The organism is Streptomyces barringtoniae, assembly GCF_020819595.1.
In the GTDB taxonomy this organism is placed as follows: Bacteria; Actinomycetota; Actinomycetes; order Streptomycetales; family Streptomycetaceae; genus Streptomyces; species Streptomyces barringtoniae.
The window spans coordinates 144,474-164,532 of the sequence record NZ_JAJHNP010000013.1; the positions used below are offsets into that span (position 1 = coordinate 144,474).

Sequence of the window (20,059 nt, forward strand, 5' to 3'; positions counted from 1 at the left end):
GATACAGAACATGGCGGAACTCGGAAGATCTTCTTCACCTCTAGTGTTCCGGCAGTCACTGAGCGGGCATGAACGGCTGTACGAAAGCACTGGACCGGGAGAGGACAAAGGTGACCGAGGGGGCCGGCATCGTCGCCGGAGACCTGCCGGACGAGCTGACCGCGGCCGAGGCGGGCATGTGGCAGGCCTTCCGCAACGGCAGCGTGTACGACCTGGGCTGCGGCGACGCCGTGGTGGACGATCCGCACGGCGGACACCCCTGGGGTCCGGAGCGCACGGTGCGGGCGCGGATCGTGGCCTGGCTGCTGCTGGACGGCCCGCCGGCGCTCGCGGGCCGGGTGTCCTCGCTGAAGCTGACCGGCGTGCGGATCGCCGGCACGCTGGACCTCTCGGGCGGCACCGTACGGCCGTACGTCGAACTGCGGGGCTGCCGCTTCGACGAGGAGGTCCTGCTGCCGGAGGCCCGGTTCACGACGCTGCGCATGGTGGACTGCGCGGTGCCGCGGCTGGAGGCGGCCCGGGTGCACACCGAGGGCGACCTGCATCTGCCGCGCTGCCGGTTCCAGAACGGTGCCCGGCTGACGGACGCGCACATCGGCACCGATCTGATGCTCAACGAGGCGGTGGCGTACCGGGACCGCAGCGGGCGGTCGATCTCGGCGGACGGCATGACCGTCGGCCAGGACCTGCAGGCGGAGATGCTGCAGTCGCACGGCGAGCTGCGGCTGCGCGGCGCCAAGGTCGGCGTGTCGCTCAGCCTGCGCGGCGCGAACCTGGACAACCCCTACTCCCGCTACGCCCTGAACGCCCCCCAGCTGACCGTCGAGCGCACCCTGTACCTGACCCCGGCCGGCGTGGGCAGCCCGCTGCTGAGCGGCACGACACCGGCGCGCGGGACGCGGATCCAGCGCTTCGAGTGCCGGGGTGGTATACGGCTGGACGACGGACGATTCGGGGACGCCGTCGACTTCGAACGGGCCCGGTTCACCCTCACCGACGACCAGGAGCTGTCGCTGCGCCGGGTGCACGCGTCGGAGCTGCGCTTCCTCGGGGACGGGCCGCAGCGCGGCAAGGTGGTGCTGTCCGGCGCGCGGATCGTCAGCCTGGTGGACCGGGCGGCTAGCTGGCCGGGCCCCGGCAACCTGCACATGGGCGGGTTCGTCTACGAGAACCTCGTCCCGCGCGGTCCGTTCCCGCTGACCGGCCGGCTGGACTGGGTGGCGGCGGCCACCGCCGAGTACGCCCCGGAGCCGTACGAGCGGCTGGCGGCCGTGCTGCGGGGCGCGGGGGAGGACGAGGACGCGCGGGAGGTGCTGCTCGCCAAGCAGCGCCGGCGCCGCGAGACGCTGCCGCCGGCCGCGAAGGTCTGGGGATACGTCCAGGACTGGACGGTCGCCTACGGTTACCGGCCCGGCCGGGCCGCGGTGTGGATGGCGGTGCTGTGGGCGGCGGGCACGCTGGCGTTCGCCCATGCGGACCATCCGCCGATGAACCATGACACCCACCCGTACTGGAGCCCGGCCCTGTTCACCCTGGACCTGCTGCTGCCGGTGATCGACCTGGGCCAGGTCGGCCAGTGGCAGCTGCGCGGCGGCTGGCAGTGGCTTGCGGCGGTGATGGTCCTGCTCGGCTGGATCCTGGCCACGACGGTGGCGGCGGGGGCGACCCGGCTGCTGCGGCGGAGCTGACGCGGACGGGAGACGAAGCGGACCGGGACGTATCCGGCCGGGACGGTGCGGATCAGGATGACCCGAACAAAAGTTGAACAGTCACCTTTTACCGGTCCTTGACCCTGGGCCGTACAACTTTCCGCGACTTCCCCACACCCTCTGGCGCTGCGCCGACCTGCGGACTTTCAATGGTCGGCACCATGGTTGCGCTTCCCCCGTTCATCCGCCCGACCCGGATGACCAAACGCTCCGCGCGCCCGGCCGGCCGACAGCCGGCCGGGGACGAGGTCGTGCTCGACGCGCCCGACGACCGGCTCTCGCCCTCGCTGGTCGGGGCCGGCCGGGGCGAGTACCGGGCCGCCGCCGACCTGCTCGCGACCACCCGCGCCGGCGCCGAGTGGGAGAACCACGACCGGTACGCCCGTCGCCTGGCCGCCTTCGCCCGCTCGCGCCCGGAGTGGTTCGAGGCCTGGCGCACGAACGCCTCCGAGGACCCCGGCGCGCTGCTGGTCGGGGCACAGCTGGCGGTGGACCGCGCCTGGCCCTCGCCGGCCCGCGCCGAGCTGCTGCGCGAGGTCAGCCCGCAGATCACCGCCGCCGCCCGTGCCGACGACCGCGACCCGGTGCCCTGGCGGATCGCACTGGACCACGCACGCGGCTCGCGCGCCGGGCACCGGTACTTCGAACAGCTGTGGGAGGCGGCGGTGCGGCGCGCCCCGCACCACTACGGCTGCCATGTGGCCGCCCTGCGCTACCTGGCCACCTTCCGGCGCGGTTCCCACGGCGCCTGCTTCGACTTCGCCGAGCGGGCCGCCCAGGACGCCCCGGCCGACTCGCCCGTCCAGGCGCTGCCGGCCCGGGCCGCCTTCGGCTACCTGACCGACGGCCGCGGCCCCGAGGTGGCACGCGCCCGTCTGCACACGGCCGCCGACCGCGCGATCGCACTCTCCGCGCGCTTCCCGGCGGCCGACCCGTGGCCCGCCGAGATCCGCAACAAGCTCCTGTACGTCCTGATGCGCCTGGACCGCTGGGAGGACGCCCGCGACCAGCTGCGCCTGATCGGGCCGTATGCCACGTCCTTCCCCTGGGAGCGGTTCTCCGAGGATCCGCTCGGGCACTTCCTGCGGCTGCGCGAGCACCTGCTGACGGCGGCTTCCCCAACACCCCCGGCCGGGCTGATCCCGGTCTCCCCCGACCGCGTCGGCGAACACGGCGGACACGCCGGTGCCGGTGACCACTAGGCTGGTGCGTCGTGACCACCGTCCGTCTCCCGCTCTTCCCGCTGAACACGGTGCTGTTCCCGGGGCTCGTGCTGCCGCTGAACGTCTTCGAGGAGCGCTATCGCGCGATGATGCGCGAATTGCTCAAGACACCGGAGGAGGAGCCGCGCCGGTTCGCCGTCGTGGCCATCCGTGACGGCTACGAGGTGGCGCCGAGCGCCCCCGGCATGCCGGATCCCACGGCACAGCCCGACCGGGGACCGGCCGCGGGCTTCGGCCCTGACCCCGTCAAGGCCTTCCAGCAGGTGGGCTGTGTGGCGGACGCGGCGACCATCCGGGAGCGGGCCGACGGCACGTTCGAGGTGCTGGCGACGGGCACGACCCGGGTACGGCTGCTCTCCGTCGACGCGTCGGGCCCGTTCCTGACGGCGGAGCTGGAGGAACTGCCGGAGGAGCCGGGCGACGAGGCGGGCGCGCTGGCCGAGGGGGTGCTGCGCTCCTTCCGCCAGTACCAGAAGCGGCTCGCGGGCGCCCGCGAGCGCTCGCTGTCGACGGGCGCGGAGCTGCCCGACGACCCGTCGGTGGTCTCCTACCTGGTGGCGGCGGCGATGGTGCACGACACGCCTACCAAGCAGCGGCTTCTCCAGGCCCCCGACACCGCCTCCCGGCTCCGTGACGAGCTGAAACTCCTTCGCGCCGAGACGGCCATCATCCGTAGTCTTCCGTCGCTGCCCGCATTCGAGCTGACGCGGGCGCCGACGAGCCTGAACTGAGGAAAGACGGCAGATGGCGAAGAAGCCGAAGAAACAGTCCGGCGGCACCCCCGCGACGGTCGCCCTGTCCTCGGCCGGCGTGGCCTTCACGGTGCACTCCTACGACCACGACCCCTCCCACCCCTCCTACGGCGAGGAGGCGGCGGAGGCGATGGGCGTGTCCCCCGACCGCGTCTTCAAGACCCTGGTCGCCGACGTCGACGGCGCCCTGACCGTGGCGGTGGTCCCGGTGTCCGGCTCCCTGGACCTGAAGGCCCTCGCCGCGGCGGTGGGCGGCAAGCGGGCGACGATGGCCGACCCGACGCTCGCCGAGCGGACGACGGGGTACGTGCGGGGCGGCATCTCGCCCCTCGGCCAGCGCAAGAGGCTGGCGACGGTCCTGGACGACTCGGCCGAGGCCCACGAGACGATCTGCGTGTCGGCGGGCCGTCGGGGCCTCGAGGTGGAACTGGCTCCGACGGACCTGGCCAAACTGACGGGAGCGGTGCTGGCGCCCATCGGACGGGGCTGAGGCGACCCGGGCCCGGGGCCCGGCCCCCGGGCTACGCCTGCGGGTACGGCATCTCGGGATCGCGGGGCCCGAACAGCGCCGTGAGCCCGAGGTGGACCAGCAGCGCACCCAGCGGCCAAGCCAGCAACGCCCCCTTGGCCCCCAGCTTCAGCGGCGCCGAGAAGGTGACCCCCTTCCCCACCTGCCTGGCGTGCGCCAGCACGTCGGACGTGGGCCCGAGCCACATCCCCAGCCGCCACGCCACCACCGACCCGAGCAGCGCCCCGAGTCCGAGTGCCACCACGACCGGCACGCCCCCACGCCGCCGCAGCAGAAAGACGGCCACCGCGCCGACGAGCCCGAACCCGAGGCCCAGCAGGGCGAACGTGCCGTCCACCCCCACGGCCTGCTCACCCTCGCTGTCCTTGAGGTATACGACCCAGCTCTTGTCGGCCACGTCGCCGACCAGCGGTACATGCGGCGCGAGCCACCACCACAGCAGCCCCAGCAGCACCCCGGCCAACGCCATGGCCACCGTTATCACGGCGGCGTCCCGCAGTTCGGTCTTCATCCCGGGGCCGTCCTGTTCGTACCCGCCCGAGCCCGGCGCCCCGACAGGCGGCGGCGCCTGCCGGACGTCGTGTGCGGAGTTCTCGTGCGGTGGTGGAGTCAGCGGTGCGGTCACCCTGACATCGTGCCAGGTCGCGCTGTGGGCCGCGTCACCGGACGGCGGCCCTGCGGTACGCCCGGGCCGCCACGGCCAGCGAGACGACTCCGACACCCGCGCAGACCCCCAGGTCGACCAGGACGGCGGCCCAGTCCGGATGGGCCCCGAAGGTGCGGGCGTACGCCTCCACGCCGTACGTCGACGGCAGCAGATCGCGCGCCAGCCGTACGATCTCCGGCATCCGGTCGGCCGGCAGCACGCCCAGCAGCAGCGCCGCCGACATGCCCAGCTGCCCGAGCAGCGTGGCCAGCTCGGGCCGCGGGGCGAGCAGCCCGCAGGCCGCGCCGAGCCCGGACAGCGCGGCCCCGGCGAGCGGGATGACGGCCAGCAGGATCCACAGATTGCCCAGCGGCAGGCCGAACAGCACGCACCCGAAGACGGCGGTCACCAGCGTCCCCGGCACGGTGAAGGAGGCGTACGCCGCCGCCGCGCCCAGCACCACGGCCGCGGGCGGCACCGGCAGGGTGGCGTAGTGGTCGAGCCCGCCGCTCGCCCGCAGCTGCCCGAAGTACTGCGACAGCAGATTCAGCGCCACATACGCGACGACCAGCACCGACGACCCCGCCACCACGGACTGGGCCTCGCCGCCGCTGTCGACGACACCCCGCATCATCACGGCGATGCCGACGGACTGGAAGGTGGCCACGAACAGCAGCGGGATCCGCGCCACCCGGGCCCGGGACAGCTGCGCCCGGTAGACGGCCGCCAGCGACGGCCACAGCCGCGCGGCCGGCCCGAGCTCGGCCGGGCCCCGTGCCGTCTCCGGCACGGCCGGGGCACCGCCCGGCAGAACCTCCGCGGGTACGACACTCACGTCGAGCTGCTCCTCTTCCCTGCGGCAGTCGCGCAGACCGGCGTACAGACCCATACGCACCGTACGTCCGCCGCGCTCACGCCTTCACCAACCCCTGCCGGGCCGCGCCGCCGAGGGCCAGGTAGACGTCCTCCAGGCTGGGCGTGGCGAGCGTGAAGTCGTCCAGGGCGGCGAAGGCGGCACCGCCGGTCACGGTGGCGACGGCGGCGCGGGCCTCCTCAGGGGCGAGCCGCAGCGTCCAGCGCCGGCCGGACTCCACGGCGCGCTCGCGCAGCGCGGCGACCTCGGGCACCTGAAGCGGCGCCCGGTCCCGCCACACCAGCTCGACCCGCACCTCCCCGGCGACCCGTTCCTTCAGCCCGGCCGGGGTGTCACAGGCGATCACCCGGCCCTGGTCGATGACGGCGACCCGGTCCAGCACGGTCTCGGCCTCGATGACGTTGTGGGTGACCAGCAGCACGGTCGTACCGTGCTCGGCGCGCCGCCGGTCCACGGCCGCCCAGACCGCGCGCCGGGCCACCGGGTCCATGCCGGTGGTCGGCTCGTCCAGCACGAGCAGCGGCCGCTCACCGACCAGTGCGGCGGCGAAGCAGGCGAGCCGCCGCTGCCCCCCGGACAGCTTCTTCAGCGCCCGCCCGGCGATCGGCGTGAGCCCCAGCTCCGCCAACACGGCGTCCCGCTCGGCCCGGGCCCGCCTCACGTCCAGGCCGCGCAGGCGTCCGGTGGTCTCGGCGGCGAGGGAGACGGTCAGCTCGTCCAGCGCGGAGGACTCCTGCCCCAGGTAGGCGAGGAGGCGCGCGGCCCGCTCCGGATGCCTGACGATGTCGTGCCCGAGGATCTCGACGCTGCCGGTGTCCGGCCGCAGCAGCCCGGTGAGCTGCCGTACGAGCGTGGACTTGCCGGCGCCGTTCGGCCCGAGCAGCCCGAAGACCTCGCCGCGCCGCACGTCCAGCTCGACCCCGTCGGTGGCCCGCACCTCCGGGGTGCCGGGCGCACCACGGCGCCCCTTCACGGCCGGATAGGTCTTGTTGAGCCCGCGCACGCGTACGACCTCGTCATACCGAGGTGCCTGTGCCGCGCGCGTACTCACAAGGGACGAGGGTACGGGGTCGTGGCCCTTTACTCGCCTTTGGGGGCACTTCCGTCCTCGGCCGGTAAGAACTGCCCGCCGTCACTCCCCCGTGGCGCTCTCCGCCGCCGCCGGCACGTCGATCTCCCGCCAGAACCCCGCCCGAATGGCGTAGCGGTCGTGTTCGTCGATCTGGTCGTCCTTGTGGGCGAGCAGTCCGAACCGCGCGGCGTAGCGCAGCAGCTCTCCGTCGATGCGGTGCGGGATGCGCGGATACAGCTGGGAGAGCTTCTGCAGCTGGCTCTGGTCGCCGAGCCGGGACATCCAGCGGCGGGCGAAGACCTGCCCCACCTCGTAGGGGTCGCCGCCGACGGTGGTGATGTCCTCCTCGCGGTCGGCCCACCGCTGCTCCGCCGTGGTGAGCTGGGCGAGCGTCGGCATGGCGGCGACCTCGGGCGGTTCGGCGACCGCACCCGGCCGGTCCACCCAGCCCTTGTCGGAGGACCAGCGCAGGGTCGCCGTCGCCGGCTGCTGGGCGGGCTGCGCGCCGGGGGCGCGCAGCGCGGCGAGGTCCTTGGGGGTGGGGACGCCCTTGTGACCGCCGGCCCGCTCCTGGGTGCCGTTCTCCGTCGCCGCGGCCGGCTGGGGCGCGCTCTGTTCGGCCGGCCGCTCGGCCGCCGCCGCGAGCGCGGACTCGGGCAGCGGGGCGGAGAGGATCGCGGCGATCTCGGGCCGGGGTGCGGGCGGCGGGGCGCAGACGCCGGTCAGTTCCTTGGCGCGGACGGCCTGGGTGATCCAGGCACGGTCCAGCACGCGCCGCTCGTCGGCCTCGGCGACCAGGTCCTCGGACTGGTTGTAGTCGCCGTCCGCGGCCTGTACGGCCCACAGGTGGACGGCGACGCCGTGCTCCTTGGCGGCCATCATGCCGGGCAGCAGATCTCCGTCGCCGGTGACGAGGACGACGTCGGAGCAGGCCCGGTTGCGGGCCAGCTCGGTCAGCTCGGCGTGCATGGCGGCGTCCACGCCCTTCTGCGCCCAGCGTCCGTCGCTGCGGGTGAGGGCGCCGAGCCGGACGGTGACGCGGGGCATCACACGCAGGCGGCGATGCTCCGGTTGGGGGACACGGTCGGGGGCGCCGTCGAACCAGTAGATACGCAGGAGCTGGCGCTCGGTCTCCGACTCGGCGCGTACCCGCAAGGCCTGGATCAGCGCAGTGTGATCGACGGTGATCCGGGACCGCGAGGGCTCACCGGCGAGGAGGCTGGCGGCGGCTCCCAGCAGGTACCCGGCGTCCACCAGGACGATGCAGCGGTCCACGCGACTCACCCTCTTCCCGGGAGGTTTTGCTTCGGACTTCCTTCGAGTCTGCCCGACGGCGCGGGGGTTAACGGCCCGAACTCGATCTTCGGCGTGGCGTTTGCGGATCCCGTCGGCCCACCGGCCCTGTCACGCACGGTAATTATCCGACATGCGATTGATGTCAGCGTATGTGAATCTGGTCCCGGCCCTGGCCCCTAGATCCCCCACAGGAGGCAGATCACCATGGCCAAGAACAAGAACCGCAAGCAGGCCGGCCCGCAGAACCGCGCGTCGCACGCCGAGCAGAGCCAGGAGCACGCGCAGCGGCAGACGGAGGCGCACGAGTCGCCGGTGTCGCACATCCAGGGCAGCCCAGCGGATGTTGCCGGCAAGAAGCGTAAGAGCTTCGGCCACAACTAACGGGCAGTTGAAGCCCAGGCACACAGGAGGGGCGCACCCTTGGCGGGTGCGCCCCTTCGCGCGTGCCGCGGCGTGGTGCGGCGTCAGCCTGCCAGGCAGGACGGGCCGAGCAGCACCTTCAAGTCGCCGAAGAGCGCGGGGTCGGGCTTGACCCGGTGCCGGTCCAGGCGCAGCACGGTGGTCTTGCGCGGGCCCTGGAGCCTGATGCGGACCTCGCTGTCGCCCTTGTGGTGGCTGAGGATCTCGCCGAGGCGGCTGACCATGGGCGGGGTGACCCTGGTGGCGGGGATGGTGAGGATCACCGGCGCGTTGGTGCCCGCGTTGGACAGGTCCGGGACCATCAGCTCCATGGCGACGAGCCGGGGCACGTCCTCGCGCTTGTCGAGGCGGCCCTTGACGAACACCACGGCGTCCTCGACGAGTTGGGTGGAGATGAGCTGGTAGGTCGCCGGGAAGAACATGCACTCGATGGAGCCGGCGAGGTCCTCGACGGTGGCGATCGCCCAGGCGTTGCCCTGCTTGGTCATCTTGCGCTGCAGGCCCGAGATGATGCCGCCGATGGTGACGACCGCGCCGTCGGCGTGCTCGCCCCCGGTGAGCTGGGAGATGCCCGCGTCGGCCTTGTCGGCGAGGACGTGTTCCAGGCCGAAGAGCGGGTGGTCGGAGACGTAGAGACCGAGCATCTCCCGTTCCTGGGCGAGCAGATAGGTCTTGTCCCACTCGTCGGTGGAGAATTCCACGTCGAGTCCGAAGCCGGGCTCGCTGGAGGTGTCCTCGCCCATGCCGCCGAAGAGGTCGAACTGCCCCTCGGCCTCCTTGCGTTTGACCGCGACCACGTTGTCGATCATCGGCTCGTACTGCGCCGTGAGCCCCTTGCGGGTGTGCCCCATGGTGTCGAAGGCGCCGGCCTTGATCAGCGATTCCGTGGTGCGCTTGTTGCAGACCACGGCCTCGACCTTGTCGAGGTAGTCGGGGAAGGAGGCGTACTTCCCCTTCGCCTTGCGGCACTTGATGATCGACTCGACCACGTTGGTGCCGACGTTGCGGACGGCGGAGAGGCCGAAGAGGATCACGTCGTCGCCCTGGGCGGCGAAGTTGGCCTCGGACTCGTTGACGTTCGGCGGGAGGACGCGGATGCCCATGCGGCGGCACTCGTTGAGGTAGACCGCGGACTTGTCCTTGTCGTCCTTGACGGAGGTCAGGAGCGCGGCCATGTACTCGGCGGGGTGGTTGGCCTTCAGGTAGGCGGTCCAGTAGGAGACCAGGCCGTACGCGGCGGAGTGCGCCTTGTTGAACGCGTAGCCGGCGAACGGGACCAGCACGTCCCACAGGGCCTGGATCGCCTCGTCGCTGTAGCCGTTCTTACGGGCGCCGGCCTGGAAGATGGTGAAGTTCTTCGCCAGTTCCTCGGGCTTCTTCTTGCCCATCACGCGGCGGAGGATGTCGGCCTCGCCGAGCGAGTAGCCGGCGATGATCTGGGCGGCCTTCTGCACCTGCTCCTGGTAGACGATCAGGCCGTAGGTGACGTCCAGGACCTCCTTGAGCGGCGCCTCCAGCTCGGGGTGGATGGGCGTGATCTCCTGCTGACCGTTCTTGCGCAGGGCGTAGTTGGTGTGGGAGTTCATGCCCATCGGGCCCGGGCGGTACAGGGCCGACACGGCGGAGATGTCTTCGAAGTTGTCCGGCTTCATCAGCCGCAGCAGGGACCGCATGGGGCCGCCGTCGAACTGGAAGACGCCGAGGGTGTCACCGCGCTGGAGCAGCTCGAAGGTCGTGGGGTCGTCGAGCGGCAGGGACAGCAGGTCGATGTCGAGGCCCTTGTTGGCCTTCACCATCTTGACCGCGTCGTCCATGATCGTGAGGTTGCGCAGGCCCAGGAAGTCCATCTTCAGCAGGCCGAGCGACTCACAGCTCGGGTAGTCCCACTGGGTGATGGTCACGCCGTCGGTGTGCCTGACCCAGACCGGGACGTGCTCGGTGATGGTCTCGCTGGACATGATCACGCCGGCGGCGTGCACGCCCATCTGCCTGACCAGGCCCTCCACACCGCGCGCGGTGTCGATGACCTTCTTCACGTCCGGCTCGTTCTCGTACATCCCGCGGACCTCGCCCGCCTCGCTGTAGCGGGGGTGGCTGGGGTCGGTGATGCCGGACAGCGGGATGCCCTTGCCGAGGACGTCGGCGGGCATGGCCTTGGTGATGCGGTCGCCCATCGCGTACGGGTAGCCCAGCACGCGCGCGGAGTCCTTGATCGCGTTCTTGGCCTTGATGGTGCCGTAGGTGCCGATCATGGCGACCTTGTCGGCGCCGTACTTCTCGGTCACGTACCGGATCACCTCGACGCGCCGGCGCTCGTCGAAGTCGATGTCGACATCGGGCATCGAGATGCGCTCGGGGTTGAGGAAGCGCTCGAAGATCAGGCCGTGCGGGATCGGGTCGAGGTCGGTGATGCCCATGGCGTAGGCGACGATCGAGCCGGCCGCGGAGCCTCGGCCGGGGCCGACCGCGATGCCGTTGTTCTTGGCCCACATGATGAAGTCGGCGACGACGAGGAAGTAGCCGGGGAAGCCCATCGAGATGATGACGTCCATCTCGTAGTCGGCCTGCTTCTGACGGTCCTCGGGGACGCCGCCGGGGAAGCGGCGCTCCATGCCGCGGCGGACCTCCTCCTTGAACCAGGTGACCTCGGTGTAGCCCTCGGGGATGTCGAACTTGGGCATGAGGTCGCGCTTCTCGAACATGCCGTCCGTGTCGACCATCTCGGCGACGAGCAGCGTGTTGGCGCAGCCCTCCTGCCAGGCGTCCGAGGAGTCGATGGCGTACATCTCGTCCGTGGACTTCAGGTAGTAGCCGGTGCCGTCGAACTTGAAGCGGTCCGGGTCGGAGAGGTTCTTGCCGGTCTGGATGCACAGCAGCGCGTCGTGGGCGCCGGCCTCGTGCGCGTAGGTGTAGTGCGAGTCGTTGGTGACCAGCGGGGGGATGCCGAGCTTCTTGCCGATCTCCAGCAGGCCGTCGCGGACCCGGCGCTCGATCTCGATGCCGTGGTCCATCAGCTCCAGGAAGTAGCGGTCCTTGCCGAAGATGTCCTGGTAGTCGGCGGCGGCCTTCAGGGCCTCGTCGAAGTGACCGAGGCGCAGCCGGGTCTGCACCTCGCCCGAGGGGCAGCCGGTGGAGGCGACGATGCCCTCGGACCACTGGGCGATGGTCTCCTTGTCCATCCGCGGCCACTTCTGCAGCCAGCCCTCGGCGTAGGCGTCGGAGGAGAGGCGGAAGAGGTTGTGCAGGCCGGTCTTGTTCACGGCCCACATCGTCTTGTGGGTGTAACCACCGGAACCGGAGATGTCGTCCCGCTTCTGGTGCGGCTGGCCCCAGAGGATCTTGCGCTTGTTGCGCCGGGACTCGGGGGCGACATACGCCTCGATCCCGATGATCGGGGTGATTCCGGCCTTCTTCGCGGAGTGGAAGAAGTCGTACGCCCCGTGGAGGTTGCCGTGGTCGGACATGGCAATGTGCGTCATGCCCATCTCGTTGCAGGCGTTGAACATGTCCTTGAGCCGCGCGGCACCGTCCAGCAGCGAGTACTGGGTGTGGACGTGCAGGTGCGTGAAGGGCGGCTTTGACACGGTATGGCCTCCAACGGAAACACTGGGCGGCGGGCGGGGGACAGTTCTGGGGTCAGCGTCGAAGTCTATGCCCCGGCACTGACACTCGCGGGGGATCCCCACGTACCTTCATGCGGGAACCGGGCACTCCCGCGTGGCGTCGCCCGTTGGAGACGGCAGAAACGCTGTCGTACAGGTAATGCACCAGGAGGCACCCAGCGATGTCGGCACCTCAGCTCAGCAACGAGCAGCGCGGCGAGGAGATCCTCGCCGTCTTCGACACCGCCTTCGGCCGGCTCCTGGCCGCCGACCCGGCCGCGTTCCGGGTGAAGTTCCGGAAGATGGCGGCCTCGGCCTTCGCGTTCTACCGGGGCACGGCGTGCCTCTTCTACCACGACCTCGACGCAGAGAAGCGCGGTGGTCCATTCCTGGACGACCGCACCTCGCGCGTCTGGATCCACGGTGACCTGCACGCGGAGAACTTCGGCACGTACATGGACTCCAACGGCCGCCTGGTCTTCAACGTCAACGACTTCGACGAGGCCTACGTCGGCCCGTTCACCTGGGACCTGAAGCGCTTCTCGGCGTCGATCGCCCTCGTCGGGTACGCGAAGGCACTCGGTGACGAGCAGATCACCGAGCTGGTGCGCGTCTACGCGGGCGCGTACCGCGAGCGCATCCACGCGCTGGCCACCGGCGCGAAGAGCGACGAGGTGCCCCCGTTCACCCTGGACACCGCCGAGGGCCCGCTGCTGGGCGCCCTGCGCGCCGCCCGCTCGATGACCCGCTTCGAGCTGCTGGACTCGATGACGGAGATCCGGGACTTCGAGCGCCGCTTCGCGCCGGGCGGCGGCTCCATCGAACTGGACGCGGCCACCCGCTACAAGGTCCTCGCGGCCTTCGACGGCTACCTGGAGACCCTGCCGGACTCCTCCCTGGCCCGCCCGGACTCCTACCGCGTGAAGGACGTCGTCGGCCGCCGCGGCATCGGCATCGGCTCGGCCGGCCTGCCGTCGTACAACATCCTTCTGGAGGGTCACAGCGACGCCCTGGAGAACGACGTCGTGATCTACATCAAGCAGGCCCAGACCCCGGCCGTCTCCCGGCACATCACGGATCCGGCCATCGCCGGCTACTTCCAGCACGAGGGCCACCGCACGGTGATCTCCCAGCGCGCCCTGCAGGCGCACGCCGACCCGTGGCTGGGCTGGACCGAGCTGGACGGCGCGGGCCAGCTGGTGGCAGAGGTCTCGCCGTACGCGGTCGACCTGGACTGGGGCGACATCGACGACCCGGAGGAGATCGCGCAGGTCGTCGCCGACCTGGGCAGGGCCACGGCGACCATGCACGCGGCGGCGGACGACACCTCCGGCGAGTCCCTGGTGCCGTTCTCCACCGAGCGCGCCATCGACGCGGCCATCGCCGCCGACGAGGAGGGCATCGCGCCCCTCCTGGTGGACTTCGCGCACGCCTACGGCGCACGCGCGCGTGCCGACCACCAGATCTTCGTCGACCTGTTCCGCAACGGCCGGATTCCGGGACTGTAACCTTCGCGGACTCACAGGCACCCTTTAGGGGTCCCTTAACCGCTTACGTGTCACACTCGTCTCTCGCTATGGACATATCCGGGACCCAGCTCAGAGCCGTGCGCGCGGCGCTGTTCACGGCCGTCGTCGTGACGCTCAGCACCGCGTCGCACGTACTGCTGTCCCGGGCCCCGCTGCCGGTGGCGACCGTGCTCGCGGTCGCCGCCGCGGTGTTCGCCACCGCGTATGCGCTGGCGGGCCGCGAGCGCGGCTTCGGCCGGATCGCCGCCCTGCTGATCCCGCTGGAACTGGCCGCCGACACGGTGTTCACCACCGGACAGAACACCTGTTACGGCAGGGCGGGCGGCCCGGTCGCCGGCCCGCTGCACACGTTCGGCTTCGACGTGCTGTGCCAGGGCGGTGCCGTCGGCTCCCCGCTGGCACAGATGACCGGGGCCCACGGCCGCCCCGGGGCGCTGCTCGCGCACGCCAGTCCGGCGGCCGCCTGGCTGCTGCTCGCCGCGCACGTCGGCGTGGGTCTGCTGGCCGCCGCCTGGCTGCGCCGGGGCGAGCGGGCGCTGGTGCAGCTGCTGCGCGCGGTCGGCGCCACCACCTTCCGGCCGCTGCTGCTCGCGGCGGCCGCGGTCGCCGTCCGGCTGACCCCGGCCCGCCGGCTGCCGCGCCCGGCCCCGCGCCGCGCCGCCGCCCGCGACCGGCTTCTCGTGCACTCCCTGGGACGGCGTGGACCGCCGTGCTCGCCCGCCCTCGCCGCCGGCTGAGCGGCGAGACCTGAGCACTCCCAGTCCCCCACACGTATCCCGCGTACGGCATGTGCGCGTCCCACACGGAGATCATCAACATGAGCAAGCGGAACACCCAGTCGGCGAAGACGGCGGCCCGGGAGCGGCTGCGCGAGGAGCGCGAGCGCCAGGCCAAGCGCGACAAGGCCAGGCGGCAGGTCATAGTGGCCGCCTCGGTCGTGGCCGTACTGGCCGCGGCCGGCGGCATCGGCTATGCCGTCGTCCAGGCGAACAAGCCCAGCTACTGGGAGGGCATGAAGAACGCCGACGTCGTCGCGCCGGCCAACACCACCGGCAAGGACGGCACCACGGTCGTCATCGGCAAGGACAGCGCCAAGAAGACCCTCAAGATCTACGAGGACCCGCGCTGCCCCGTGTGCGCCCAGTTCGAGCAGAACGTGGGCGCGACCGTGAAGAAGGACATCGACGCCGGCAAGTTCAAGTTCCAGTACGTCGGCGCCACCTTCATCGACCTGAAGGACAACGGCCAGGGTTCCAAGAACGCGCTGAGCGCCCTGGGTGCCGCGCTGAACGTCAGCCCGGAGGCGTTCCTCGAGTACAAGTCCGCGCTGTACTCGACGAAGTGGCACCCGGACGAGACGGTCGACAAGTTCAAGGACGACAGCTACCTCATCCAGGTCGCGAACACCGTCCCGGCCCTGAAGAACAACGCCAAGTTCCAGGACGCGGTCAAGAAGGGCACCTACGACGCCTGGGCGATGCACATGTCGAAGACCTTCGACGACAACAAGGACGGCGTGACGGGCACGCCGGGCTTCGTCATGGACGGCAAGCAGCTCAACGGCGGCACCCCGCTGCTGACGGTGGCCGACTTCGACAAGGTGGTGGACGCGGCCCTCAAGGGCTGACGCCCCCCGCGGAATAAAACCTTCCCGTGAAGAGCGGGCGAACATTGAGAGTTCGCCCGCCCTTGGGCTCATACCGGTCAGTAACCTGATCGGTCGTGACCAGTCGAAAAAGATCACTTTCGGCCACTGAAGGCCTTGCTTCCCTCTCTCCCCGCCGCCGTACGGTCGTCAAGGCCGCGGCGGCGACCGCTGTCCTGGCCGGCCCGCTCGCCGCCTCCCTTCCGGCGCGCGCCGCAGACCAGGCCCCCGCCTTCCTGCACGGTGTCGCCTCCGGTGACCCGCTGCCCGACGGGGTCCTGCTGTGGACCCGGGTGACCCCGACCCCGGACGCGACACCCGGCTCGGGCGTCGGTCCGGACACCGAGGTGAGCTGGGTCGTCGCCAGGGACAAGGCGTTCACCGGCATCGTCGCCAAGGGCTCCGTCACCGCGACCGCGGCCTCCGACCACACCGTGAAGGCCGACGTCCGCGGCCTGGAGCCAGCGACCGACTACTGGTTCCGGTTCTCGGCCGGCGGCACCGACTCCCCGTTGGCGCGCACCCGCACCGCGCCCGCGGCGGACGCGAACGTGCCCTCCTTGCGCTTCGGCGTGGTCACCTGCGCCAACTGGGAGGCCGGCTACTTCGCCTCCTACCGCCATCTCGCCGCCCGCGGCGACCTGGACGCCTGGCTGCATCTCGGCGACTACATCTACGAGTACAAGTCCGGCGAGTACGCGGCGCGCGGCACGGTCGTCCGCCCGCACGCGCCGGCCAACGAGATCATCACGCTCGCCGACTACCGGATCCGGCACGGCAAGTACAAGACCGACCCCGATCTGCAGGCCCTGCACCTGAAGGCGCCGGTCATCGCGATCTGGGACGACCACGAGTTCGCCGACAACGCCTGGTCGGGCGGTGCGGTCAACCACACCGAGGGAGCCGAGGGCACCTGGACCGCCCGCAAGGCGGCCGCCAAGCAGGCCTACTTCGAGTGGATGCCGGTCCGCACCGCGATCGAGGGCACCACCTACCGCCGGCTGCGCTTCGGCAGGCTCGCCGACCTGTCCCTGCTGGACCTGCGCTCCTTCCGCTCCCAGCAGGCGTCCGCCGGCAGCGGCTCGGTGGACGACCCGAACCGGACGATCACCGGCCGGGCCCAGCTCGACTGGCTGAAGGCGGGGCTCAAGGCCTCCGACACCAAGTGGCGGCTGGTCGGCAACTCGGTGATGATCGCGCCGTTCGTGATCGGCTCCCTCACCGCCGACCTGCTCAAGCCGCTCGCCAAGCTGCTCGGCCTGCCGCAGGACGGCATCGGCGTCAACACCGACCAGTGGGACGGCTACACCCACGACCGCCGCGAACTCCTGGACCACCTGCGCTCGAACGCCATCGGCAACACCGTCTTCCTGACCGGCGACATCCACATGTCCTGGGCCAACGACGTGCCGGTGGACGCGGGCACCTACCCGCTGTCGCCGTCGGCGGCCACCGAGTTCGTCATCACCTCGGTGACCTCCGACAACCTCGACGACATCGTCAAGGTGCCCGAGGGCGTGGTGTCCGCGGTCGCCGCGCCGCTCATCGAGGCCGCCAACCGGCACGTCCACTGGGTGGACACCGACCGGCACGGCTACGGCGTGCTCGACATCACCGACGACCGGGCGCAGATGGACTACTACGTCCTCTCCGACCGCACGGACCCGAGCGCGACCTCCAAGTGGGTGCGCTCCTACCGCACCCGCAGCGGCACGCAGAAGGTCGAGCGGACCTACGACCCGGTGTAGCCGTCCGTTCCTGCTGGTCCGGAGGCAACCCTCGGCGGAATTCCTACGTCAGACGGTGTAGGTGACAGACCGTCACCATGACCGTGATGGGAGACATATGGCCACCCCCCACGGTGCCCTGAAGAAGACCGCGACGCTCGCGGCTGCCATGACCCTCGCCGGACTCGCCTCCGTCGCTCAGGCGCAGGAGGCCTCGGCAGCACCCGCGTTCGTCAATCTGACCGTGCTGGACCACAACGGCGCACCGATATACGCCGAGCCCAGGGACTCCTCGCACCGGTACGGCACGGAGCGGTTCGGGACCACCCTGCGGATCCAGTGCTCGACCACCAAGACCCCTTCGGGCGCCCGGTGGTTCAGGATCTACGACTCCCAGCCGACGGCCTGGGTGTGGTCCGGGCACTTCCAGTCGCTGGTCTACCCGCCCAAGGAGTGCTTCCCGGGCTGAGGCTCCCGGCACCGGCACAGCGCCGGCAGCCGCAGCCGGGCACTCGGCCCGGGCCGTGCGCGCACGGCCCGGGCCGGCCCGTCCCTACGCCGTCTGCAGACCGTCGAGGAAGCCGAGCGCCACCCGCCAGGTGGCCTCGGCGGCCTCGGCGTCGTAGTCCGGCAGCCCGGGGTCGGTGTAGAGGTGCCCGGCGCCGGCGTAGCGGTAGACCTCCACGTCGGCTCCGGCCCGGCCCATCTGCAGATACCAGGCGGTCAGCCAGTCGTCCGTCTCGAACGGGTCCGGCTCGGCCACATGCAGCTGCACCGGCAACTCGTCCACGTGCGCCGTCGGCGCGATGTCCGACGTGCCGTGCAGGAGCAGCAGCCCGCGCGCCTTGTCGTCGCCGAGGGCGAGGGTCTGGGCGATCGAGGCGCCGAGCGAGAACCCGGCGTACACCAGCCCTCGGTCCGAGTAGGGCGCCGCCGCCAGCACGGCCCGCTTCAGCAACTCCTCCTTGCCGATCGACTCATTGAACTCCATGCCCTCCTCGACGGTGTCGAACGTGCGCCCCTCGAAGAGGTCCGGCGTCCACACCTCGTGGCCGGCTGCGCGCAGCCGGTCCGCGGCCTCGCGCACCGCGGGCCTGAGGCCGTAGGTCGAGTGAAAAAGCATGATGTTCATGAGGCCATGGTGCCAGCCGGTGCGACACCGCCGGCGCCCCCGTACCCGGGAACACGCAGAACTCACATGTTCATGCCCGCGTGGCGCCGGTTAGGAGCGCAGGCATGGAGAACCTAGTCCGCCCTGTGATCGTGATCGGCGGCTCGGTGCTGCTCACGCTTGCGATCGGCTGGGCCACCGACCGACTGCTGCGCAAGGCCGACCAACGCGACCACGACTCGCCGCTGTGGGAGCTGCTGCGCCGCGGCCGCATCCCCTACCAGCTCGTACTGTGCGCCGCCCTGCTCCGCGGGTCCTACGACCAGGCCAAGCTGCTGGAGCAGCACCAGGTCGGCATCGGCCGGGCGCTGACGCTGGTGCTGATCGGCTCCGCCGCCTGGCTGGTGATACGGATCGCCGCGGCGATCGTCGAGACCACCTACAGCCGCTACGCCCGCGCGCACCGGGATCCCGCCCGGGTGCGCAGGGTGCGCACCCAGGTGGAGCTGATCATGCGGGTGGTGTCCGCGATCGTCATCGTCGTGGCGATCGCCTCCATGCTGCTGACGTTCCCGGCGATGCGCGCGGCCGGAGCCTCGCTGCTGGCCTCGGCGGGCATCCTCGGCATCGTGGCCGGTGTCGCCGCCCAGTCGACCCTGTCGAACATCTTCGCCGGGCTGCAGATCGCCTTCGGCGACATGGTGCGCATCGGTGACACGGTCGTCGTGGACGGCGAGTGGGGCACGGTCGAGGAGATCACCCTGACCTTTCTGACGGTACGGACCTGGGACGAGCGGCGGATCACCATGCCGGTGTCGTACTTCACCTCCAAACCCTTCGAGAACTGGTCGCGGGGCACCCCGCAGATGACCGGGACCGTCTTCTGGCACCTCGACCACAGCGCGCCCATCGAGGCGATGCGCGAGAAGCTGCGCGACATCCTGCGCGAGAGCCCTGCCTGGGACGGGCGCGCCTACGGCCTCGTGATGACGGACAGCACCCCGAACACCGTCGAGGTGCGGGCCCTGATGACCGCGAAGGACTCCGACGACATCTGGACGATACGGGTCACGGTCCGCGAGCAGATGATCACCTGGCTGGCGGCGGAGCACCCCTACGCGCTGCCCCGGGTCAACACCGCCGATGCGGTGCGGCCCCCGCGGAGCCCGTCAGTGTCCGCGCTCCGCACCGCCGTTGACCTGGATGACCTGTGAGGTGACGTGCGCGGCGCCGGGCGAGGCCAGCCAGTGCAGGGTCGCGGCCACGTCTCCCGGTATCCCGGCGCGGCCGGTGAGCGTGTCGGCGACGAGCCGTGCCCGCCGGGCCTCGTCCATGGTGTCCCCAAAGAACTCGGTGTCCTCGACGAACCCCGGCGCGACCACGTTCACGGTGATGCCGCGCGGTCCCAGCTGCCGGGCCAGGTCGTGAGCGTAGGGATGCAGCCCGGCCTTGGCCGCCGCGTAGGCGCCGCTGCCCGAACCCCGGTAGGCGGCGATGGACGAGATGAACAGCACCCGCCCGCCGGGCTCGGCGAGGCGGTCCTTCAGCGCCTCGGTCAGGAGCGCGGCCGTCAGCGCGTTCTGCCGGAAGTTGACGGTCCAGTCGTGGGCCACCCGGTCCAGCGGGTCGTCGCTGTCGGCCGGCGGCTCCAGCTGCCCTGCGCCGCCCGCACCGTGCACGAGAACGTCCACCGTGCCGAGCTCGTCGGCGACGAACCGGGCCACGCGCCGTACCTGATCGGGCTCGGAGAGGTCTGCCGCACAAGTGAGCGCCCCGGGCACCGCGGCCTTCTCCAGCACCTCCGCGCGCCGCCCCAGCAACAGCACCCGGTCGCCGTCCGCCGCGAACGTCTGCGCCGCCGCCAGCCCGATGCCCGTACCGCCACCACTGATCACGATGTTGCGAGTCATGATCCGAGAGTAGG

General features: G+C 71.2%; 18 protein-coding genes. 11 read left to right on the top strand and 7 right to left on the bottom strand.

Features of this window, described 5'->3' with window-relative positions; genetic code table 11:
- Nucleotides 1–110 precede the first annotated feature (110 nt).
- From LMU33_RS24070 to ybaK, 4 genes are all read left to right on the top strand, one after another.
- Nucleotides 111–1,688, top strand: coding sequence for an oxidoreductase (locus tag LMU33_RS24070; RefSeq protein ID WP_228622679.1), 1,578 nt, complete (start codon nucleotides 111–113; stop codon nucleotides 1,686–1,688).
- A gap of 170 nt (nucleotides 1,689–1,858) precedes the next feature.
- Nucleotides 1,859–2,911 (top strand): hypothetical protein, encoded by a 1,053-nt coding sequence (locus LMU33_RS24075; RefSeq protein ID WP_228622681.1) that lies wholly within the window; start codon nucleotides 1,859–1,861, stop codon nucleotides 2,909–2,911.
- 11 nt (nucleotides 2,912–2,922) lie between these two features.
- Complete coding sequence (locus tag LMU33_RS24080; protein WP_228622683.1) at nucleotides 2,923–3,663, top strand: LON peptidase substrate-binding domain-containing protein; 741 nt, start codon at nucleotides 2,923–2,925, stop codon at nucleotides 3,661–3,663.
- Nucleotides 3,664–3,676: 13 nt separating this feature from the next.
- Nucleotides 3,677–4,174 carry a Cys-tRNA(Pro) deacylase gene (ybaK, locus tag LMU33_RS24085; RefSeq protein ID WP_228622685.1) on the top strand — a complete coding sequence of 166 codons (498 nt, stop codon included), beginning with the start codon at nucleotides 3,677–3,679 and terminating at the stop codon, nucleotides 4,172–4,174.
- A 31-nt stretch (nucleotides 4,175–4,205) separates the two neighbouring features.
- Here the strand turns inward: ybaK and LMU33_RS24090 are convergent, their stop codons facing one another.
- The 4 genes from LMU33_RS24090 to LMU33_RS24105 all read right to left on the bottom strand — a co-directional run bounded on the left by LMU33_RS24090 (nucleotide 4,206) and on the right by LMU33_RS24105 (nucleotide 8,080).
- A complete protein-coding gene (locus LMU33_RS24090) occupies nucleotides 4,206–4,838 on the bottom strand; it encodes an AAA family ATPase (protein ID WP_228622687.1) in 633 nt (210 codons plus the stop codon).
- A 34-nt stretch (nucleotides 4,839–4,872) separates the two neighbouring features.
- Nucleotides 4,873–5,694: an ABC transporter permease gene (locus tag LMU33_RS24095; RefSeq protein ID WP_228622778.1), complete on the bottom strand. Its 822-nt coding sequence runs from the start codon at nucleotides 5,692–5,694 to the stop codon at nucleotides 4,873–4,875.
- A 76-nt stretch (nucleotides 5,695–5,770) separates the two neighbouring features.
- On the bottom strand, nucleotides 5,771–6,784 hold the full coding sequence (locus LMU33_RS24100; protein WP_228622689.1) for an ABC transporter ATP-binding protein: 1,014 nt from the start codon (nucleotides 6,782–6,784) through the stop codon (nucleotides 5,771–5,773).
- Between the two features lie 81 nt (nucleotides 6,785–6,865).
- Nucleotides 6,866–8,080: an NYN domain-containing protein gene (locus LMU33_RS24105; protein WP_228622691.1), complete on the bottom strand. Its 1,215-nt coding sequence runs from the start codon at nucleotides 8,078–8,080 to the stop codon at nucleotides 6,866–6,868.
- A 225-nt stretch (nucleotides 8,081–8,305) separates the two neighbouring features.
- Between LMU33_RS24105 and LMU33_RS24110 the strand changes: the two genes are divergently transcribed.
- Nucleotides 8,306–8,482, top strand: coding sequence for a hypothetical protein (locus LMU33_RS24110; RefSeq protein ID WP_228622693.1), 177 nt, complete (start codon nucleotides 8,306–8,308; stop codon nucleotides 8,480–8,482).
- 83 nt (nucleotides 8,483–8,565) lie between these two features.
- On the opposite strand, the gene dnaE is transcribed toward LMU33_RS24110, so the two are convergent.
- The gene (gene dnaE / locus LMU33_RS24115) at nucleotides 8,566–12,105 is read right to left on the bottom strand and encodes a DNA polymerase III subunit alpha (RefSeq protein WP_228622695.1); all 3,540 of its coding nucleotides are present in this window, start codon (nucleotides 12,103–12,105) and stop codon (nucleotides 8,566–8,568) included.
- A 200-nt stretch (nucleotides 12,106–12,305) separates the two neighbouring features.
- Between dnaE and LMU33_RS24120 the strand changes: the two genes are divergently transcribed.
- The 5 genes from LMU33_RS24120 (at nucleotide 12,306) to LMU33_RS24140 (ending at nucleotide 17,493) form a co-directional block, all read left to right on the top strand.
- Entirely contained in the window at nucleotides 12,306–13,631 is a 1,326-nt protein-coding gene (locus LMU33_RS24120; RefSeq protein WP_228622697.1) for a DUF2252 domain-containing protein, read from the top strand.
- 68 nt (nucleotides 13,632–13,699) lie between these two features.
- A complete protein-coding gene (locus LMU33_RS24125; RefSeq protein WP_228622699.1) occupies nucleotides 13,700–14,389 on the top strand; it encodes a hypothetical protein in 690 nt (229 codons plus the stop codon).
- 80 nt (nucleotides 14,390–14,469) lie between these two features.
- Entirely contained in the window at nucleotides 14,470–15,279 is an 810-nt protein-coding gene (locus LMU33_RS24130; protein WP_228622700.1) for a thioredoxin domain-containing protein, read from the top strand.
- 95 nt (nucleotides 15,280–15,374) lie between these two features.
- Nucleotides 15,375–17,045 carry an alkaline phosphatase D family protein gene (locus LMU33_RS24135; RefSeq protein WP_228622701.1) on the top strand — a complete coding sequence of 557 codons (1,671 nt, stop codon included), beginning with the start codon at nucleotides 15,375–15,377 and terminating at the stop codon, nucleotides 17,043–17,045.
- 97 nt (nucleotides 17,046–17,142) lie between these two features.
- Complete coding sequence (locus tag LMU33_RS24140; protein ID WP_228622702.1) at nucleotides 17,143–17,493, top strand: hypothetical protein; 351 nt, start codon at nucleotides 17,143–17,145, stop codon at nucleotides 17,491–17,493.
- Nucleotides 17,494–17,577: 84 nt separating this feature from the next.
- On the opposite strand, the gene LMU33_RS24145 is transcribed toward LMU33_RS24140, so the two are convergent.
- Nucleotides 17,578–18,156, bottom strand: coding sequence for a dienelactone hydrolase family protein (locus LMU33_RS24145; protein ID WP_228622703.1), 579 nt, complete (start codon nucleotides 18,154–18,156; stop codon nucleotides 17,578–17,580).
- Between the two features lie 104 nt (nucleotides 18,157–18,260).
- Between LMU33_RS24145 and LMU33_RS24150 the strand changes: the two genes are divergently transcribed.
- Nucleotides 18,261–19,349, top strand: coding sequence for a mechanosensitive ion channel family protein (locus LMU33_RS24150; protein WP_228622704.1), 1,089 nt, complete (start codon nucleotides 18,261–18,263; stop codon nucleotides 19,347–19,349).
- On the opposite strand, the gene LMU33_RS24155 is transcribed toward LMU33_RS24150, so the two are convergent.
- Nucleotides 19,305–20,045 (bottom strand): SDR family NAD(P)-dependent oxidoreductase, encoded by a 741-nt coding sequence (locus LMU33_RS24155; RefSeq protein ID WP_228622705.1) that lies wholly within the window; start codon nucleotides 20,043–20,045, stop codon nucleotides 19,305–19,307. The genes LMU33_RS24150 and LMU33_RS24155 overlap by 45 nt on opposite strands.
- Between the last annotated feature and the right edge of the window lie 14 nt (nucleotides 20,046–20,059).

Bases quoted from the DNA above. Each gene is read 5' to 3' on its own strand.
- LMU33_RS24150 (WP_228622704.1), top strand. From the start codon at position 18,261: ATGGAGAACCTAGTCCGCCCTGTGATCGTGATCGGCGGCTCGGTGCTG.
- LMU33_RS24130 (WP_228622700.1), top strand. From the start codon at position 14,470: ATGAGCAAGCGGAACACCCAGTCGGCGAAGACGGCGGCCCGGGAGCGG.
- LMU33_RS24120 (WP_228622697.1), top strand. From the start codon at position 12,306: ATGTCGGCACCTCAGCTCAGCAACGAGCAGCGCGGCGAGGAGATCCTC.
- LMU33_RS24075 (WP_228622681.1), top strand. From the start codon at position 1,859: ATGGTCGGCACCATGGTTGCGCTTCCCCCGTTCATCCGCCCGACCCGG.
- LMU33_RS24145 (WP_228622703.1), bottom strand. From the start codon at position 18,156: ATGAACATCATGCTTTTTCACTCGACCTACGGCCTCAGGCCCGCGGTG.
- LMU33_RS24110 (WP_228622693.1), top strand. From the start codon at position 8,306: ATGGCCAAGAACAAGAACCGCAAGCAGGCCGGCCCGCAGAACCGCGCG.
- LMU33_RS24125 (WP_228622699.1), top strand. From the start codon at position 13,700: ATGGACATATCCGGGACCCAGCTCAGAGCCGTGCGCGCGGCGCTGTTC.
- LMU33_RS24140 (WP_228622702.1), top strand. From the start codon at position 17,143: ATGGCCACCCCCCACGGTGCCCTGAAGAAGACCGCGACGCTCGCGGCT.
- LMU33_RS24155 (WP_228622705.1), bottom strand. From the start codon at position 20,045: ATGACTCGCAACATCGTGATCAGTGGTGGCGGTACGGGCATCGGGCTG.
- ybaK (WP_228622685.1), top strand. From the start codon at position 3,677: ATGGCGAAGAAGCCGAAGAAACAGTCCGGCGGCACCCCCGCGACGGTC.